Consider the following 18,919-nt stretch of genomic DNA (forward strand, 5'->3'; position numbering starts at 1 on the left):
GGCGTTCTCATTTTTGAATGGGGCCTGCATCGGCGTTCTCATCCACGCCTTGCAGTGCAATGTGGTGCATGGGAATACCCACCAAGCCGGTGGACTCTGAGCTGGAGTGCGATTCAATCAGCAGCGCATCGTGTATCCATTGGTGTTGGACATGATCTTGCTGGGTGCCTTCGGCAAGTGCTAGGGCGATGCTGTACTGCCCTCGGGGTAGCGTGGGCATAACAAAGTTGAACTCGGCCACAAACGCTTGCCCGGCCTTTAGGGTTAGGTCTTGGCAGGTGAGAAAGGTGTTGTCGCCAAAGAGGGTTTGCCCTAGCCGGTCTTTGAGCAGAAAGCCGACAATGGGCCCTTGCATGGCGCGGTGTGCTACCCCGTCTACGCGCAGCGATACCGGCTCACCGCCAATCACCCACCTGAGCGCCCTGCCCTGTGCATCGCGCAGTATGGCTTGGGTAATACTGCCACCGCCCTGCCCGAAGCTTTCCTGGGTTTCATCGAAGGCAAAGATTTCTAGCTCGTTACGCAATGGGCTGGCGTTGATGAGTGCCTGACGCGGGTCGTAATAGTCTAGTTTAGAGGGCATGTTGGGCAGTTTGGGTGCCCTGTTAGGTGCCTGTTGTTCAGGCATGGTGCTCTCTTCTGCTTCTGCTTTTTCGGCCGTGGCATAGCGTGCGGCGAGATAGTGTTCGGTTAGCTCTTTGGCACTGCCTTGCATGCGTAGCTTCCCTTGCTCCAGCCAGATGGCGCGGTCGCAGAGGTTGGTAACGGCGGCGCTGTCGTGGCTAACGAACAAGACGGTGCCGGTTTGCATGAAGCGGCGCAAAAAGCGCATGCACTTTTGCACAAAAAAGGCGTCGCCGACGGCTAACGCTTCATCAATGATGAGGATATCGGCGTCAACGTGGGCTATCACGGCAAAAGCTAGGCGCACGAGCATACCGCTAGAGTAAGATTTGACCGGCTGTTCGATAAAATCCCCAATATCGGCAAAGGCGACGATGTCATCGAAACGCTTGCTTGCCTGCTCGCGGCTTAGCCCCATGACAGCGGCGTAAATGTAGATGTTTTCGCGGCCGGTAAATTCGGGGTTAAAGCCAGCGCCTAGTTCTAGCAGCGCGGCAATGCGGCCATTGACTTCTATGTTGCCAGCGCTGGGCTCCAGCGTGCCACAGATGAGCTGTAGCAGGGTGGATTTGCCTGAGCCATTGCGGCCAATCACCCCCATGGTGTGGCCTTTGGGCAGCTCGAAGTTGATTTCATCCAGCGCTGTAAAAGAGCGGTAATACGGAGGGGCCGGGCGGCCTAGCCGCCGCTTAAGCGGCCGCCATAACCACTCTTTCAGGCGTGCCTTGGTGGAGGGGTATAGGCGGTAACGCTTGGTAACGCCGTTTACCCGAATGGCAATGTTGCCCTTGCTGGCGGTTTGCGGGGCGGTATGGCTGGTCACTTGGTCAGAGCACATCGGCAAAGCCTCCCCGCGCTTTTTGGAATACCATGTAGCCTAGCCAGGCAACACTGCACGAGACAACGCTGTAGCCAATCAGCGCGAGGGCATCTGGCGTTTGCCCCCAAAGCAGTACGCCTCGTGCTTGTTCAATGATCACGGTGAGTGGGTTGAGGTACATGAAGCGCTGGAACGTTTCGCCAAGCGCGTCGGCTGGGAAAAAAATGGGTGATACGAATAGCAATACGGTCACTATCAGTCCAGAAACATGGCTAATATCACGCACATAAACGCCCAGCGCAGACAGTAGCCACGCCAGTCCCGCTAGCATGGGCATCAGCGGCGCAATCACTACCGGTAGCCATAATAGCGTGGCGTGCACCGGGTGGCCTAGTAGTAGGATAACCAGTAGCAGCATGCCAACGCTGATAAAAAAGTGAAACAGTGCGGAGCAGCACGGTACTAGCGGTAGCACTTGCAGGGGGAACACAACCCGCTTGACGTAGTTGCCGTGTTCGTACATTAGCCCTGGGCTTCGGCCGAGTACTTCGGCAATTAGCCCGTGAATAATCAGGCCAACAAACAGTACCAGGGCAAACGTGGCTTGCCCGTGCTCTGCTTCGATGTTCCATCGGGCTTGAAACACAACTGTAAACACGAACGTGTAAATGGCGAGCATTAATAAGGGAGTAATGAACGACCATAGTACGCCTAGCAGCGAACTGCGGTAACGTCCGTTTATTTCTCGCCAAATCATGGTTTTTAGCAGGTAGCGATGCTGGTAGATATCTCGCCCGATGGCTAGCGGCGACACTGCTGGTTTATGAATTGACATCACTGGCCCTCACGGCTTTCTAGCGCTTGGCGGCTCAGTGCAATGAGGCGCTGCTCGCTTGCTTCAATCATGGGGTCGTAGGTTGTGTTTTGAAACTGCCATAGCGTGGAGCGGCTTTCTGCACGGTGCTGGGCTATAAAGGGAAGCGGTACGAGTACGTTCAAGCTCAGGCCTTCCAGGTAGCGGTCAATGGTGTTGCGCTCTACATTGGTGTCGTCAAACGGCCATTCAGCCAGTGCTTGGATGGCTCTGGTGCCATAGCGGTTGCACACCATGCTGGTCATACGGTTGACCACGATATAGCGTTCGCCATCGTGCTCTAGGGTTTCCAGTACATTAACGTCTTCTGCCACGTCGGCTACCAGCCCGCACAGCACGTCGAGATCTGGCCGTGCGTCAAATAGCTGGGTGGCTTTTTGCCAACGCTCAGAGGCATCACCTTCTAGTCCGGCGTCGTCTTCACGTATTTCCATTGACTTAACCCCGCAGGCGCTCGCCTGTCGCGCTAAATATCGGTAGCTAAGTGCACACCCACGCCATCCTTGATGGTGGCGCAAACCAGGAAAAACGGGGTAACCAGGGTAGCTTGCTTGAAACGCCAAGCGGCGCTGGTGGGTTTCTGGCAACGACAACCCAACCCCTTCGGCGAGTTGCGAGGCGCGCAGCGGCGAGGGTATGGCGTCTAGCGCTTGGGCGTCCAGTAGGTTGTTGGCGACCAGCAATCGCGCAAAGTAGAAGTGGAAGTGGGCAATGTCGTCGGGTAGCTCGGGGGGCGTGTGTGTTTGGTTTAGACGTTCTCCCACCGCTGCTACCATGGCGTCAATATCGCCGATCGGTGTGAAGGTAATGTATGGCTTGAGCAGTGCGTGTTCGTGAATATCGACGCTGCTTTCTGAGACGATACTATGGCCAAGGGAGAGGCATTCATACAGCCGGGTGGTTTCAAGCAGTGCGCCTTCGTAGTAATGAATATTAACGATTACTCGCGCACGTGCTAGCTGGGCGTAGAGCGCTTCGCCGAATACTTCACTGATACGTAACACTGAGTAGTGCTGTTCCAGTGCGCTTAGGAATGCCTGGCGCCTTGGCGTATTAGCATCGCCGTAAAAGGCGATATCGTAAGTAGGTTCAGTACCGGTGCTGGTGGGGTCGTCATCCTGCTTGGCCTGGCCAACAGGGTATAGGTAATCACGGGGTAAATTAGAGACAGGTGTATAAAAAATTTGCCGATGGGACAACCCTGCACTGTCCTGCAGATAGGCAATGTTGTGCAGTGAGTAGTCCATGATGGCAACCGAATTTTCCAGCCGGTCGATATAGGCTTGATCAAACCAGCGTGAACTGACCGACTGCTCCATTTGCATGGCAATGTAGTTAGCTGGAAGCTGCGCTACCATTTGCGGGCAGATGACAATGTGCAATTTTGGGGCGTAACGCGCAGGCTGGGCATCAAAAATACGCACGGGGCCAATGCCTAGCATTTCTAATGACAAACGCATGCGCAGCGCTACAAAGCGGGTATGGGGGGTGCAGATAATATCTATACCAGGCTCGCAGGCATCTATTTGCCGTTGGCGGCGCGCCCGTTTGCCAAGCCCTAACCGCGTGGCATAGCGCGTTAGGCGCTCGGCAATGCCCTGCCAGTCACCATTTTTCAGCAACGCCAGTAGTGTATACGCTTTTCGCCTAAGTTTATGCGTGCGTTTATTAACGATTGTCGTTCCTTCGACGGAGTTTTCAGAAGAGTGCTTTTTTTCCATTGGTACCTTCGTGTAGCCTGCTCTTAGGCCATCTCAAACGGGTTGCCATTAGCAAAACGGCGGTTGAGCGCTTGGGCGGGCAGCGTCACCAGCGGGTGGGTATAATGCCATAAGACACCCTTTATCCCAACATGCTAAAATTAGAGCTTTAGGTGCTTTTTCGCTGCCTACAGGGGTTCATTTTGCCGTCATTATCTGTATTTAGTCCTTCTGTAGCGGTTTGCGTTCCTACACTGAACCCAGGCGCGGATTTCGCTAGGTGGCTTGGCATTGTTACCGCTAGCTTGCCAGAGGCTACGCTTCTTGTGGTGGACTCTTCTTCAGAAGACGATACGGTGTCGCTTGCTAGGCAAGTGGGGGCCGATACTTTGGTGATCCCTAGGCAGTCATTCAATCATGGTGCTACCCGTGATATGGCGCTTAGGCATTTGGCCACGAGCGATGTGGTGGTTTTTCTCACCCAAGATGCCGTTCCTGCGGATCATCAGGCTTTGGCCACCTTAGTGAAGGCGTTTGAAAACCCGCAGGTGGGTGCCGCTTTTGGCCGTCAGCTTCCCCATGGTGATGCCACTCCTATTGCCGCTCACGCTCGGCTGTTTAATTACCCCCCTGTTTCACGTTTAGTGGATGCTGGGGATATCCCTTCGCTTGGTATTAAGACCGCGTTTTTGTCCAACTCTTTTGCGGCTTACCGTCGGCAGGCATTGATTGAGGCGGGCGGATTTCCTCATGGCACTATTTTAAGTGAGGATATGATTGCCGGTGCGCGGCTATTAAAAGCGGGTTGGGCACTGGCTTATCAGTCTGACGCTTGTGTGTATCATTCCCATAATTATACGCTGCTGGAGGAAGCCAAACGCTATTTTGATATTGGTGTGCTACACTCCCGCGAGCCATTGTTATTGAGGAGTTTGGGCAAACCTGAAGGTGAAGGTTGGCGCTTTGTGAATTCGGAAATACGCTACCTTTGGCGACATGCCCCCTTCTCGTTACCCGAGGCGGCCTTGCGGACACTTGTGAAATACATGGGTTACCGGTTAGGGCGAATGGAGCGCCGCCTACCTGTTTGGCTCAAGCGGCGGCTCTCAATGCATGCTAGCTATTGGTCTCTGTGACTGCTACTGGTTCACTCTTCTCTCTGAACGGCGGAGCGTCATACTGGCAGCGCCAGAGGCTCTGCCTTTCATTTCGTGTGTCTGACCATCTGCTGTAATAAGCCCGATATAAGGCTCGCGAAAAGCCAGTTGTTGCCATTCTAAAAGCGGTGTGTCCTTGAGTAACGCGGCAAACGCGTCGCGACTTTGGCAAAAGGCGGTGTCGTGCACAATCACCGCGAATGCCGAATATACCTCCTGTAACGATGCGATTTGCTCGGCGAAGCCCGTGTCAGGCGTGGATGCTTGGCATGTATCCACATGATTGATTAGCGTTGGCTCACGCTGTGGGTTGACACCTACCAAGGTGACCCCTCGGTGGAATTGTGGAAGCACTTCGGCCGTCATTTCCTGGCTATTTGGGCTTTGGTTGATATGTGTTTGCCCTGCCCCAAACCCTGCTGAACGGATAGTGATAGTTTCTAAGCTATCCCAGTCAGACCATGCAACGTGCTTTTCATACCAACCCCCAGAGGCATTAAAGTTCGCTAGCCTAAGTGCTCGTTGTTGGAGCTGAGAAGGGAGCGTATCAGCTTTGCTTTGGTCTAGGTGGTCAACAATATTACGCTGGGTTAAGTGAATGTCATCGCTATCTAGCGGCTGTATATACACGTCGCCTTCGAGCTGTCCAACCGCTAGGCAAAGCGAGCTATCTGTGCCGCTAGTCGAGAAGTCTGTTTCAAAAAGGCCATCGATATGGCGACACTGGTCACTCCATACGAAATTTTCATCAGGAGCCAGCGCTGCTATTTGCTCAAGTAGGCCACTCTGTTCCGGTGAGGACGGAGTAAAGCTTTCGACATTGGCATCCTCATCCAGCCGCAGTAACGCTGGCACGGGATATGGCTGCCCTTCCATTTGCATTGTGGATGACGTGGCATTAAATCGAATGCCACTATCTAACTGTGGGAAGCGCCATAGCGAAGCAAGGGCTCCTCGCTGTAGGTTCAGGAAGTCATTGATATTGGCTTCACTCTCTCGCAGTGTTGGGGTGTCATTGAGCAGGTTACGGCCAAACCCCCACCCTTCTGTTTCATACCCCATGGCCGTCAGCAGCGTGGGGGCTACATCCAATGTAGAGCCTGGTTTGTTTACTTCCCCAGGCGGTAAGTGAGGTGAGAACATCATCAATAAGTTACGGCGCTCTTGTGTTTCAAGACGCTCCCACACCGTATTACGCATGGCTAGGTGGTCCGACATCACCACCAGCACGGTGTCTTGTGCGGCGGGGCTTTCCATGAAGGCGTCAATAAACTGCCCGACTAGGCGGTCAGCACAGTGGACGGCATTGAGCATTGGGTCTTCACCATCCGCATATTCGATGTTTTCACAGGCGGGAGGAATATGGCCTGCAGGGTGGTGTGTATCCAGCGTTAGGCCAAATAGGCCATAGGGTGTTTGCTGGTTCGCCATTGATGCTAGGCGCTGACGAAAATGCTCAAGTAGGACATCATCGTATATTCCCCAATCCGACATGGGGGGTTGGTTTAGCTGCGTGGTGAGTTCTTTCACGCCGTGTACGTTAGTAAACCCGTGGGTTTGATAAAACTTACCCTTCCCGGCAAAGTCGAGATCAGCTCCGCCAATGAAATCTAGACGATACCCTTGGTCGTTCAAGTAATCGCCTAGACAGTCAGCCAACGGTAGAAAGTCGGGCATTCCTGACATGGCATTACCATGCCCTGGTGTCATTAGGGGTATACCACATTGGCTGGCCACCATACCTCCGATAGTCCAACCCGACCCGGTGACTTGTTGAATATCAGTAAAGTAGGTGCCCTTACTCTCCCAGTGGTTCAGGTTAGGTGTAAGGTCTGGAAACGCATCGTTGTTTAAATATGTGCGCTCTAAGCTCTCTAGGTAAAGCACAACCACGTTCAGCGGTGCTTCTGGCGTTTTGCTTACAGGCTGCCAGTGTGATTCAGGCAACGTTATTTGACGCTGCCCTTGCGCTATTATTTGCCATAGGGAATATAAGTTGTGGGATGCGGGGTTGACTGCCACTGAGCTGCTGAGTAGTGCAGCAGCCAGCACGAGGGCTGGGAGGCTATGCTGTCGCTTGCGCCGAGTAATTTTGGTAAATGCAATGAAAGCTACGATTAGCACAACCGCCAGCACTACCGTTACCACCACCACAAGCCACTTGTAGGCTGCAACGCCAGCGCCTTCTACACCAACCTGTAAATGATACAAGACAGATTCATCGATACCGTTGCCCGTAAAGTAGTCGGCAACCGCATAAAAAGCGCACAATAAGACAACCAGCAAAAATATGCTTAAAGAGCCTGCTACGGGAATTTTGCTGTTAGCATATCGGCCATTTACCATAATTGCCAACGCACTCAACACTAGCGAGAGGACTAACATATATTGATTAATAGCAGCCACCTTAAACGTTAAACTCAACAAATAATCATTGAATATTAATTAAAAAAACCCATCCAGGTGACTTAACAAAGCCACCAAAGATGAGAGCTAAGTGCTTAATCTAATATTTTCGTGTATTATCGATGCAAGGATCTCGGGCACGGATGGAACCATGGCAAGAAGGCGCTTTATTGCTCCACTTTCTGACTCTGAACAGCAGACGCTGACCTCTGCTTATCAAGATGGTGAGAAGCGCGCCTTACGTCGTCGTGCTCATGCCATCCTGTTAAGCCATCAAGGCCATACCATCAATCAAATCAGCGAGATACTGCAGGTTCGTCGCGATGCCGTATCACGATGGCTCAAGCAATGGGAAGCGTCGGGCCTTGATGGTCTAATCGATAAGCCGCGCAGTGGTCGAACGCCTGCCTTGGATGACAATGACCATCAGCGACTGCAGGAGCTGGTCGCAGAACAGCCCCATCAGCTCCGCTCCTTGCACGCCCGCTTTCAGGAGGAGACGGGGAAAAAGGTCAGCATGGTGACGCTCCGCAGGGCGCTTAAAAAAAAAATAGGCTCAGCTTCAAGCGTATTCGGCATTCATTGAAGGCACGCCGTGACGAAACTGATTTTCGCAACACTCAGGGCCTCCTCAAGGCGCTTCACCAGCGGGAAGACCAGGGCGAACATGAGCTCTATTACTTTGATGAATCAGGCTTTTCACAATCATCGTCGGTGCCATACGCGTGGAGCCCCATTGGTAAACCCTGCGAAGTGCCCGCCTACTCACATAGCCGAAGGCTGAACGTACTGGGATTTCTCAGCCGAGCAGGGAAGCTGATCTATCACACTGCCACCGAGTCCGTGACCACCGATACGGTCATCGACGCGTTTGACCATTTTGTAGCCCAGAAAGACCCCGACACCTTCGCCGTGGTGGTGCTCGACAATGCCAGCATGCATCGCTCCAAGGCCTTCAGGCGGAAAATACTCGAGTGGATGTCGCATCGTGTTCATCTGGTCTACTTATCGGCTTACTCGCCGGAGCTGAATCTGATTGAGATTCTGTGGCGGCAGATGAAGTATGCATGGCTGCCGCTGAGTGCGTATCTTTCGTTTGATAACCTCTGTGATGAGGTGCACCGGCTACTCGATGGCTATGGCACTGAGTGCGCGATTAATTTTGAATAGGCACTTAGGCCCTTTTTTTATGCCTGTTGTTTAGAGATATCCGTTAAACATATCTCGTGGTAAAAATGGTGCCGTGCCATCAATGTCATATAAAACGTAACTTTAACGGAGACAACCCCATGGGCGTGACCTATCACGAAAGCAATGCACGTATGAGCCAAGTGGCTGTTCATAACGGAACGGTTTACCTTGCGGGCCAAGTGCCAGCCGATGCCACGGTGGGTATGCGTGGCCAAACCGAGCAGGTGTTGGCGCGTATTGATGAGCTGCTGGCGCAGGCAGGTACCTCTAAAGAGCACCTGATTTCTGCTCAGGTGTGGGTGACCGACATGGCCGAGTTCGCGGAAATGAACGAAGTGTGGGAAGCCTGGGTGGTGCCGGGTCGCCCGCCAGTGCGCGCCGCTCTGGAAGCCAAGCTGGCCAAGCCTGAGTGGAAAGTGGAAATTATGGTGATTGCCGCACTGCCTGACGCCTAAGCGGTTACTGGCTGTTGCGGGGTGCGTTAATGAAACGTTAACGCACCCTCGCTTTTCAATAGGGCATCGCCGTATAGTAAAGGCTCTTGTTGAGAACCAACCCAGTGGTAAGTTTATGGCCCAGTTTGAGCTGCATAGCCGCAATTTGGCCCCAGAGCAGGTGGCGCACTCCCACGATTTCCACCAGCTAATCCTGGCGACGTGTGGCGTTACCGAGCTTGCCATGGAAGGCCAAGGGGGGCGGGTCACCGCTCGCCGTGGCTGTTTGATCCCTTCGTCGCGCCATCACGAGTATCAAGGCGATGGCAGCAATCGAACGCTGGTGCTGGATATCCCTGTGCAGCACTTAGCCACCTTGGAAAAGGGTAGTGAGATTGAGCGCTTATTCGATAAGCCGCGTTTCTTTACCGTTCCACCTGCTTTAAATCAGCTCACCCATGCGCTTGCGCATCAGCTTGACCAATGCCCAGCACTGCAAAATGAGATCGCTGTGTTGCTACTGCGGGCGCTCTATATGTACCTGCAAGACGCGCCAAAACAGACGGCCGACCAGCTCGGGGTGCGCTGTATCAGTGAGCGGCTTGATCTAGAGCGGTTGGATGCCTGGCTAGACCAACATTTGGCGGATGAAGTGCGCGTTGAGCAGCTAGCGGCCCTGTGTGCATTAAGCCCTGGGCACTTTTATAGCTGCTTTCGTGAATTAACCGGGGTGACGCCGCTGGCCTATGTACAGCGCAGGCGGTTAGATCATGCGCGCACGATGGTTCGCCATAGCGCGCTGAGTCTTGGCCACATTGCCATGCTGGTGGGCTTTCGCGACCAAGGCAGCTTCTCCCGCGCCTATCGTCGTTACTTTGAGATTTCCCCCTCTTCTGACAGATAACGCCTGAACACGCTGCCTGCCTGACTTGCGGGCAAATTTGCCAGAGTTTCGGGCAAGCACACCCTTTTGCATCGTCGTAGTCTCAAGAGGATCCCCACCTTCCTTGGAGAGACCCCATGGGCGTGACCTATCAAGACAGCAATACTCGCATGAGCCAAGTGGCGATTCATAACGGCACGGTATACCTCGCAGGCCAAGTGCCAACGGATACCACCGCCGATATGCGTGGGCAAACCGAGCAAGTGCTTGCACGTATCGACCAACTGCTGGTGCAAGCGGGGACATCCAAAGAGCACCTAATTTCTGCTCAAGTGTGGGTCACCAGCATGGCGGAGTTCGATCAAATGAACCAAGCTTGGGATGCCTGGGTAGTGCCTGGCCGCCCGCCGGTGCGCGCCGCCGTGGAAGCCAAGCTGGCCAAGCCTGAGTGGAAGGTGGAAATCATGGTCATCGCTGCGCTGCTGGAGGCTTGATATGCAGGTCGTCTCGGCAGCGGAAGTCGCGCAATACTTAACTTGGCAGGGAGTCATTGACCGCTTACGGCACACCTTTGTGAACGGGGTGGAGTCGCCTCCTCGCCACCATCACGCCATGTACCGGCCAGATGGTGAAGCCACCATGCTGCTGATGCCCGCCTGGGAAGCCGCTGGCTATATTGGTGTGAAAATGGTCAACGTGTTTCCGCAAAACGCCGAGCACGGTATTCCCGCTATTTCCGGGCTTTACCTGCTCAGTGAAGGCAAGCACGGCCAGCCGCTGGCCTGTATCGATGGCAGTGAATTAACCCGCCGCCGTACCGCCGCTGCCTCTGCGCTGGCCGCCCAAGCGTTAGCCAATGAAGACGCCGAAACGCTGTTGGTCGTGGGCACAGGCAAGCTGGCCCCTATGGTGATCGAAGCCCACGCCAGCGTGCGGCCGATCAAGCGCGTGCTGATCTGGGGACGTAACCCCAGCAAGGCAACGGAGATTGCTGAGGAGTACGCAAGCCGTTTTGATACCCAAGTAGTAGAAGCATTACCCGCCGCCGTGGCGGAGGCAGATATTGTCAGTTGCGTGACGCTCTCCACCCAACCCATCATCAAAGGGGAGTGGCTAACCCCCGGAACTCACGTCGATTTAATTGGCGCGTTTCGGCCGCAAATGCGAGAAACCGATGCGCTTTGCTTGCGTCGCTCACAAGTATTTGTGGATACCTACGCCGGTGCAAAAGGTGAGGCAGGAGATATTCTGCAAGCGATTGATGAGGGTGAGTTCCAGTTTGAGCACATCCAAGCGGAGCTTGCTGAGGTGTTAACCGGTGCTAAACCTGGGCGCTCGGATAAAGACGCTATCACGCTGTTTAAATCGGTAGGGGCCTCCCTGGAGGATCTCGCAGCCGCGATTGAACTATGGGAATCACTGCCTAAACATCACTGATAAATCACGCTACAGGTCTGGCCGTACAACAACAATAAAGGCCACCACGCCCGTAGCACTGCAACGCCAGTCATAACGAAGACCATTAATAACCAAAACGAGGTGTGTTATGAACGCTAATCGCTCTTTGCTCTTCACTGCCCTCGCGGCACTTCCGCTGGCAGTGGCTAGCGCCACAGCCCAAGCCCAATCCTATGAAATGGTGATCGCCACCCAGCTACCGGAGGATATGAGCAATAACGAAATCTATCCGGCGCTGGTGCATTTTAAAAATCTCGTCGAAGCCCGTACCGATGGGGATCTTGAAGTCACTATCTTCGGCGGCGGCCAGCTCGGCTCTGAAGTAGAAAATGGCTCGGAAGTGCAGGGCGGCCGTACGTTGCAGTCCACCATCATGTCCGCAGGGGCCATGTCGTCGTTCTATGGCGACTACCAAGCGGTGACCGCACCGTTCCTATTTACCAGCTGGCGGCAAGCGTGGACGTTCTTTGATAGTGAGTGGTTTGCCGACTTTATGTCGGGCTCCGTGGATGCCGCGAGCATGCGCTATCTAGGCACCTTCGACGACGGCGGCGGCTTCGTAGCCTTTACCAATAACGTCCGTTTGATCGAAACCCTGGAAGATCTAGAAGGGCTCAATATCCGCACCGAAGAGAACCCGGCCCACGTCGCCATCATGCGCTCGTTAGGGGCCTCCGCGACGCCGCTGCCCTGGGGCGAGCTGATCACCGCGCTGGAAACCGGCTTAGCCGATGGTCAGTTCAACGCGCCGGTCCTTAATACCACCTTCAATTTCGATGCAGTGACCGACTACACCACCCTCACCGGGCATGTGTACAACAGCGCGCCTTGGGTGGTGAGCGAGTCCTGGTACCAATCGCTGCCGGAAACGCATCAGCAGGCGGTGATTAGCTCGGCGCGTGAGGCCATTCAGCTCAGCCACGGCATGTCGGGCGCGTTAGCCACCGCTAGTTGGGTCGAGTCCTGCGAGCGCTTTGAATCCTGTTATCTCATGCCCGATGCCGAACGTGAGCGTATGGCTGAAATTGCCCGCCCCGCTTGGCAGGAGTGGATCGTCAACGACTTCGGGATGGACGAGGCGCGCATGCAGGGCCTGCTAGATGAAGTCGAACGCGTGGGCCAGCAGCTAGCCGAAGATGACCTGCGGATTTACGGACAATAACGGTGATCAACGCTGGGGTCATGCGCCCCAGCGTGAGGAATAACCATGGGCGTTTTAACTCCTTTGCGCCGCTTAAGCGACCTGGTCAATCAGGTCGCTATCGTGGTGTGTGTGGGCTGTATTCTGGCGATGCTAGGCATCTCCTTTACCGCATTTTTATACAAATTGATCACGGGCAGCGCGCTGAGCTGGACCTACTCGTTGGCGCGGCTGTTTTTGCCTTGGATTGGTTTTCTCTCGATGACGATTTCGCTGCGCTACGGTGAGCACGTCGCCATGACGCTACTGGTACGCAGCTTGCCAAAAGTGATGGTGCAGGTGGCCGCCGGGCTTTGCCTAGCGGTGATTGGGCTGTTTGCGCTCATGCTCACCTGGTACGGCTGGGACTACTTTAGCAGCGCCACCCAGGTGTACATGGTCTCCGACCAAATCCGTATTCCCAGCAAGGTCACCGCCGTTGTCGTGCCGATGAGTGGGGGCATTATGCTGCTGCACTTGGTGCACGGGTTTGCACTGCTCGAACACTTTATGGATGAGCAGGACGTGATTGGCGAACTTATCGATACCGTTGATGGGGAGCACCGCTCATGACGCCTGCGATTATTGCGTTTGTTGTACTGCTGTTTATTGGCGCGCCGGTAGCCGTTGTGATGGCTATGTCTGGGTTGGCGGGTGGGTTTGCGATTGGCGGCGAGCGCATGCTCGGCATCATCGCCGACCGTATGTTCTCTGGCGTCTCCGGCTTTCTGCTGATCGCCGTGCCCTACTTTATTTTTACCGCAGAGCTAATGAACCAGGGCGGGCTGACCCACAAGCTGATCGCCTTCAACAATGCGCTGTTTGGCCGGGTGCGGGGCTCGCTCTCCCATGTGAATATCTCGGTGTCGGTGTTTTTTGCGGGCCTGACGGGGGCAGCGGTGACCGATACGGTGGCCATCGGCAAAATCATGATCCCCGAGATGAAAAAGCAGGGGTACGATGCCGAGTATGCAGCCGCAGTCACCGCGTGCTCTTCGATCATTGGGCCGATTATTCCCCCCAGCGTTGTGATGGTGGTGTACGCTACCTTGCTGCGGGATATTTCGGTGATCGATCTGTTTGCCGGTGGCATTATTCCAGGTCTGCTAATGGCCGTGGCGCTGCTAGGCGTTAGCTTCTTTTTAGCCTGGAAGCGTAACTATCCAAAACAGGCCCCCACGCCGTTTAAGATGGCGGTGATGTCATTTGTACTGGCGCTGCCCGCTCTTGTGGTGCCGATGATTATTCTAGGCGGCATTCTCTCTGGCTTAACCACCATCACTGAAGCGTCGGGGTTTGCTGCGGTGTACGCCATCGTGATCGGCGTGGTGTTCTACCGAAACTTAACCTGGCGCAAAATATGGCAGGCGTTAGTCACTACCGTGCGCTTTTCTGGCGTGGTGTTTTTTCTGCTGGCCACTTCGGCAGTGCTAGGCTGGTTTGTGACCCGTTCAGGCATCGCGCGGGATGCAGCCAGTATCATCACCACCTTTAGCGATGTGGCCTTTATACAGTTGATGCTGGTGTGCCTGCTACTGTTGTTGATTGGCACCGTCATGGATGTGCTGCCCGCGTTGGTAGTCATTGCGCCGGTGCTGGTGCCTGCCATGATTCAGCTTGGCTTTGACCCGCTCCACTTCGCTATTCTGATGATTGTGGTGCTCAATATCTCGAACGTCACACCGCCGGTGGGGATGACGCTAATGACCGCCGCGCGAATAGCCGAGGTGCCCTATGAACGGGCCATTGTGGCGTCGCTGCCATTTTACGTCTCGTTTTTGGTGGTGATTGTGCTGTTGGCGGCTTTCCCAGTGCTCTCCACCTGGATACCGTCACTGCTGTGACTAGCTAAGGACTGCGACCCATGAAGTGCTTTTATCACCCTGACCAAGCGATGCATGCGCCGCCTACCTTCCTGCTACGTGGCCAGCCCGTCGCATCGCCGGAAGGCCCGGTGCGTGCCGAGCTACTGACGCAGGGGTTAGCAAAGGCTGGCTTAGTGCTCACTGCGCCAGTTGAGTCAGACTCCCCCAAGCTGCGCAAGCGCCTAGAGCAAATTCATACGCCGCGCTACCTGACGTTCTTAGAAACGATCTATGCCCGCTGGCAGGCGCTGCCCAATGCCGCCGAGTTTGTGGCACCCAACATTCACCCCTGCGGCGGAGGCCACCACTACCCCCGCCACCCGATTGGGCAAGCGGGCTGGCACCTGCACGATATGGCCTGCCCGCTCAGCGCGACTAGTTTTCAAGGCGCGCTGGCCTCGGCCGTCACCGCAGAGGCGGCGGCAGAAGCGGTGTTAGACGGGGAAGCGGTGGCCTATGCGCTGTGCCGCCCGCCAGGCCACCATGCTGGGCCGGAGCGCGCAGGCGGCTTTTGCCTGCTGAACAACTCTGCGCTAGCCGCCACCGTGCTGCGCGAACGCTTTGCCAAGGTGGCGATTATCGATGTAGACCTGCACCACGGTAACGGCACCCAGGATATTTTCTACGCCAGAAACGATGTATGGACCGGTTCGCTACACGCCGACCCCAGCGATTTTTATCCGTTTTTCTGGGGCGGTGCCGATGAAGAGGGCAGCGATGAGGGCGTGGGTTGCAACGTGAATCTCCCCCTGCCGGTGGGCAGCGATGGCGAGGTCTATTTGGATGCGCTGGCGATCCTGATCGACCATCTGCAGCGCTATGAGCCGGATGCCGTGGTGGTCGCGCTGGGGTTAGACGCCCATAAGGATGACCCGCTAGCGGGCCTGCATGTGGAAACCGAGGCGTTTATCGAGGTGGGCAAACGTTTAAAAGCGCTCTCGCTACCCATGGTGATTGTGCAGGAAGGCGGCTACCCCACCGAGCATTTAAGCGCCAACCTAGCGGCCTTTATGCAGGGGTTTACCGCATGAGTAAAACCGGATTTTACTGGCACGAACGCTGCTTTTGGCACGACCAGGGGGCCATTGGCGTGTTTTCCGCGCCGGGGGAGTTCTTGCAGCCCCAGGCCGCCTCCGAAAGCCCAGAGAGCAAGCGGCGGCTGAAGAATATTCTGGAAGTGAGCGGGCTGATTGATGAGCTTCACGTAGTGAAGCCACCTGCCGCCACGATGGAAGACCTGCGGCGTTTTCATACCCCGCGTTATTTGGATGAACTGCAAGCAGGGGATAAAGCACGAGGGGGCAATGGCGGCGACTGCGCGCCCTATATGCCGGGCAGTTGGGCGGCGGCAACCCACTCAGCGGGGCTGGTCATCGCCGCCGTTGAGGCCGTGGCACTGGGCGACGTGGATAACGCCTATGCGCTATGCCGCCCTCCGGGCCACCATGCCGAAGCCGATCAAGGCCGAGGGTTCTGCCTGCTGGGCAATATTCCCGTCGCGGTGATGCGTGCCCGCGCCCTAGGTCAAGCCAAACGGGTAGCGATACTCGATTGGGACGTTCACCACGGCAACGGCCAGCAGGCGGCGTTTTATCACGACCCCGATGTCTTCACCGTTTCCATGCACCAAGCGGCCAACTACCCGCTGGAAACCGGTGGTTTTGACGAGCAGGGAGAAGGGGCCGGGCTAGGCGCTAACCTTAACCTGCCGCTGCCCCCTGGCTGTGGCCTGGGGGCCTACGCGTATGCCATGGAAACGTTGGTGCTGCCCGCGTTGGAGGCATTCAAGCCTGACCTAATCGTGGTGGCCTGTGGCTATGATGCCTGCGCCAAAGACCCGCTAGGTAAGATGCTGCTCAATAGCCAGGCTTTCGCCACTATGACCGCTCAAGTCAAGGCCGTGGCAGAGCGCTGCTGCAGCGGCAAGTTGGTGGTGGTGCATGAAGGCGGCTACTCCGAAGGCTACGTGCCGCTCTGCGGTCATGCGGTGATCCAAGCCCTTGCGGGCAGCAAGACCGCCGTATTCGATCCACAAAACGACGAAATTGCCGCCTGGGGCTACCAATCGCTACAGCCGCACCAGCAGGCGCTCATCGATGGCTGGCAACAACAGTGGGAGCAAATGACCCGATGACACCACTCTATGATCGTGACGGCTGGATTTGGCAGGATGGCCAATGGCTCGCTTGGCGAAACGCCAAAGTGCATGTGTTCACCCATACGCTGCACTATGGCATGGGCTGTTTTGAAGGCGTGCGCGCTTACGCAGGGCCGCAAGGCCCGCAGCTGTTTCGGGTAGCGGAGCACACGCGAAGGCTAGTGGAAAGCGCCCACGCGCTGGATATCCCGCTGCCGTTTAGCGAAGCCGAGCTGATCGATGCCCAGCGTGAGAGCCTGACTAAAAATGGGTTAAGCAGCGCTTATTTAAAGCCCACCGTGTTTCTCGGCGCGGAAGGCCTAGGGCTGCGTGCCCAAGGGCTGACCACCCATGTGATGATTGCCGCCTGGGATCTAGGGCCCTACCTTTCCCCTCATGCAGCGTCCCACGGGCTGCGCGCCTTGACGTCCTCTTGGGCGCGTCACCACGTCAACATCAGCCTGTGCCGCGCTAAAACCAGCGGCCACTACGTGAATTCGATGCTGGCGCTCAACACGGCAGTCAAAGCGGGTTTTGATGAAACTATCATGCTCGACCCCGAAGGCTATGTGGCCGAGGCCTCGGCGGCGAACGTCTTTTTACTGCGCGATGGCGTGCTACACACCCCGGAAGTGACCTCCTGCCTGCAGGGCATCACCCGAGATAGCGTCATTCAACTGGCCCGGGATGTGTTGGGCATCGAAGTCAAAGAACGGCGCATTACCCGCGATGAGCTTTACACCGCCGATGAGGCATTTTTGACCGGCACCGCCGCCGAAATTCTGCCGCTAAGAGAGCTGGATGGGCGCAGAATCGGCACTCGCGCCGGGGCGCCGCCCCTTAGCGAGCCGGTGGCGGCGAATAGCGTAACGGCCCAGCTGCAGCATCTTTATCGCCAAGCCGTGCGCGGCGAACTAGACGCCTACCGGCACTGGCTAACCCCGGCATAACGGGCTGATTGCTTTGAAGTCGCCCCGGCTTTGCTCCGGGGCAGGCGGTGCTAGCCGTGCTGCTGAAGCGCTTTTTCCAGCGCGGCCAATCTGCCGGGCGCTAACGCGTCCTCGACCGCTGTAATTCGGATCACGTTGGCCAATTCCGGGTGGGCGAGGCGGGCTACCAGCACGCCCTCGGCCAACAGCTCCTGATGCACCGCTGCCGCCAACTCCGCGCTGGGTAGCCGAATGCCGACGAAGTTCGTCGCGCTGGGGAGCACGTCGGCACCCAGCGCCGTGAAGTGCAGCGCCAGCTGTTCGCGGCGGGCTTTCACTGCTTCAATGTGCTGGCGTACTTCGTCGGGGTGATCGAGCACGACTTCAGCCGCCGCCTGAGTGAACGACGACACCGCGTAGTGAATACGCACTTTCATCATCATCGCCAGCACGTCAGGCTCGGCAATTGCGTAGCCAATACGCATCCCGGCCAGGCCGTGGGCCTTGGAGAGCGTACGCAGGCGAATCACGCCCGGCAGCGCCTGGCCAAGGAACTCGCTGCCCGCGTCGTCACGAAAATCGCCGTAGGCCTCGTCTAGCAGCAGCCAGCACGCCTCCGGCAGCGCCTCGCGCAGCTTGAGAATCGCGGTATCGCTATGCAGGTGACCGCTAGGATTGTCGGGGTTCGCCAGGTACACCAACCGCGCCTCTTCTTGATGGGCGGCGGCTGCCAGCGCTTCTAAATCCGGGGCGAGCACGCCGGGGGCTTCATGGTAGCTGGGCTCGATCAAGTGGCAGCCCTGGCCCTGGGCGAAGTAACCGAAGGTAGGGTAGGTGCCTGCGGTGCTCACCACCGCATCGCCCGCCGTGCAGGTAGTACGCAGCGCTAGGGCGATCAGACTATCGGCACCGGCATCCACCAGCAGGTGATCCAGGGGAATGTTCTGCTGTGCGCTCAAGCGTTGACGTACCCCCAGCGCCTCGGCATCGCCATAGCAATAAACGTGCTGCGCCACCGCATCGCCAAAGTGCTCCCGCAGGGCGCGGTGCGGCATGTCTAATCCCTCGTTAGAGCCCAGCCGGTGCGGAAGCTCCCGACCAAGTTTCCGCTCTAGCACTTTGATACCCGGAAAAGGGTTTACGGGGCCTTCGCCTGTGAGATGCTCGGGGTAGCGGGGCATAACGTCTCCAAATCAGATAGCGTAAACTGTCGCCTAGCACAGTAATGAAAGCATTAACGGCAATACCAACACCAGTCCAA

17 protein-coding genes are annotated in these 18,919 nt (G+C 56.2%); 12 read left to right on the forward strand and 5 right to left on the reverse strand.

The genetic code is table 11. The annotated features are described in order from the left end of the window. Positions 1-7: 7 nt before the first annotated feature. From AC13CN_RS07625 to AC13CN_RS07635, 3 genes are read right to left on the reverse strand one after another with little or no spacing between them, the layout of a single operon-like run. Positions 8-1,462 (reverse strand): ABC transporter ATP-binding protein, encoded by a 1,455-nt coding sequence (locus tag AC13CN_RS07625; RefSeq protein WP_074210354.1) that lies wholly within the window; start codon positions 1,460-1,462, stop codon positions 8-10. After that, complete coding sequence (locus AC13CN_RS07630) at positions 1,452-2,279, reverse strand: ABC transporter permease (RefSeq protein WP_074210353.1); 828 nt, start codon at positions 2,277-2,279, stop codon at positions 1,452-1,454. Before AC13CN_RS07630 ends, AC13CN_RS07625 begins: the two co-directional genes overlap by 11 nt. Then, positions 2,279-4,039: a hypothetical protein gene (locus AC13CN_RS07635; protein WP_228219939.1), complete on the reverse strand. Its 1,761-nt coding sequence runs from the start codon at positions 4,037-4,039 to the stop codon at positions 2,279-2,281. Before AC13CN_RS07635 ends, AC13CN_RS07630 begins: the two co-directional genes overlap by 1 nt. A gap of 152 nt (positions 4,040-4,191) precedes the next feature. Here AC13CN_RS07635 and AC13CN_RS07640 point away from each other — a divergent pair, with 152 nt between their 5' ends. Further along, positions 4,192-5,154 carry a glycosyltransferase family 2 protein gene (locus AC13CN_RS07640; protein WP_228219938.1) on the forward strand — a complete coding sequence of 321 codons (963 nt, stop codon included), beginning with the start codon at positions 4,192-4,194 and terminating at the stop codon, positions 5,152-5,154. Between the two features lie 3 nt (positions 5,155-5,157). Here AC13CN_RS07640 and AC13CN_RS07645 read toward each other — a convergent pair whose 3' ends face one another. Further along, positions 5,158-7,560 carry a sulfatase-like hydrolase/transferase gene (locus AC13CN_RS07645; RefSeq protein WP_483053110.1) on the reverse strand — a complete coding sequence of 801 codons (2,403 nt, stop codon included), beginning with the start codon at positions 7,558-7,560 and terminating at the stop codon, positions 5,158-5,160. 172 nt (positions 7,561-7,732) lie between these two features. Between AC13CN_RS07645 and AC13CN_RS07650 the strand changes: the two genes are divergently transcribed. The 11 genes from AC13CN_RS07650 to AC13CN_RS07700 all read left to right on the forward strand — a co-directional run bounded on the left by AC13CN_RS07650 (position 7,733) and on the right by AC13CN_RS07700 (position 17,679). Continuing rightward, a protein-coding gene (locus AC13CN_RS07650; protein ID WP_474790017.1) for an IS630 family transposase occupies positions 7,733-8,751 on the forward strand; the annotation gives its coding sequence in 2 pieces (ribosomal slippage) (positions 7,733-8,122 and positions 8,125-8,751; 1,017 coding nt in all). A gap of 119 nt (positions 8,752-8,870) precedes the next feature. Beyond that, positions 8,871-9,227 (forward strand): RidA family protein, encoded by a 357-nt coding sequence (locus AC13CN_RS07655; protein ID WP_054641705.1) that lies wholly within the window; start codon positions 8,871-8,873, stop codon positions 9,225-9,227. 115 nt (positions 9,228-9,342) lie between these two features. After that, complete coding sequence (locus AC13CN_RS07660) at positions 9,343-10,110, forward strand: helix-turn-helix transcriptional regulator (RefSeq protein ID WP_054641706.1); 768 nt, start codon at positions 9,343-9,345, stop codon at positions 10,108-10,110. Between the two features lie 116 nt (positions 10,111-10,226). Beyond that, positions 10,227-10,583, forward strand: a complete 357-nt coding sequence (locus AC13CN_RS07665; RefSeq protein WP_054641707.1) for a RidA family protein — start codon at positions 10,227-10,229, stop codon at positions 10,581-10,583. A 1-nt stretch (position 10,584) separates the two neighbouring features. Beyond that, positions 10,585-11,526 (forward strand): bifunctional Delta(1)-pyrroline-2-carboxylate/Delta(1)-piperideine-2-carboxylate reductase, encoded by a 942-nt coding sequence (lhpI, locus tag AC13CN_RS07670; protein ID WP_089675748.1) that lies wholly within the window; start codon positions 10,585-10,587, stop codon positions 11,524-11,526. A 109-nt stretch (positions 11,527-11,635) separates the two neighbouring features. Next, on the forward strand, positions 11,636-12,709 hold the full coding sequence (gene dctP / locus AC13CN_RS07675; protein ID WP_172515440.1) for a TRAP transporter substrate-binding protein DctP: 1,074 nt from the start codon (positions 11,636-11,638) through the stop codon (positions 12,707-12,709). A 45-nt stretch (positions 12,710-12,754) separates the two neighbouring features. Continuing rightward, positions 12,755-13,300 (forward strand): TRAP transporter small permease, encoded by a 546-nt coding sequence (locus AC13CN_RS07680; protein ID WP_253557365.1) that lies wholly within the window; start codon positions 12,755-12,757, stop codon positions 13,298-13,300. Next, positions 13,297-14,571 (forward strand): TRAP transporter large permease, encoded by a 1,275-nt coding sequence (locus tag AC13CN_RS07685; RefSeq protein WP_074211014.1) that lies wholly within the window; start codon positions 13,297-13,299, stop codon positions 14,569-14,571. The genes AC13CN_RS07680 and AC13CN_RS07685 overlap by 4 nt, the downstream gene beginning before the upstream one ends. A 20-nt stretch (positions 14,572-14,591) precedes the next feature. After that, positions 14,592-15,623, forward strand: a complete 1,032-nt coding sequence (locus AC13CN_RS07690; protein WP_089675745.1) for a histone deacetylase family protein — start codon at positions 14,592-14,594, stop codon at positions 15,621-15,623. Then, the gene (locus AC13CN_RS07695) at positions 15,620-16,726 is read left to right on the forward strand and encodes a class II histone deacetylase (protein WP_089675744.1); all 1,107 of its coding nucleotides are present in this window, start codon (positions 15,620-15,622) and stop codon (positions 16,724-16,726) included. Before AC13CN_RS07690 ends, AC13CN_RS07695 begins: the two co-directional genes overlap by 4 nt. After that, positions 16,723-17,679 (forward strand): branched-chain amino acid transaminase, encoded by a 957-nt coding sequence (locus tag AC13CN_RS07700; RefSeq protein WP_253557364.1) that lies wholly within the window; start codon positions 16,723-16,725, stop codon positions 17,677-17,679. Before AC13CN_RS07695 ends, AC13CN_RS07700 begins: the two co-directional genes overlap by 4 nt. A 50-nt stretch (positions 17,680-17,729) precedes the next feature. Here the strand turns inward: AC13CN_RS07700 and AC13CN_RS07705 are convergent, their stop codons facing one another. Then, a complete protein-coding gene (locus tag AC13CN_RS07705; protein WP_172515443.1) occupies positions 17,730-18,839 on the reverse strand; it encodes a pyridoxal phosphate-dependent aminotransferase in 1,110 nt (369 codons plus the stop codon). Positions 18,840-18,919: the final 80 nt, after the last annotated feature.

The organism is Vreelandella sp. L-25 (assembly GCF_056857535.1).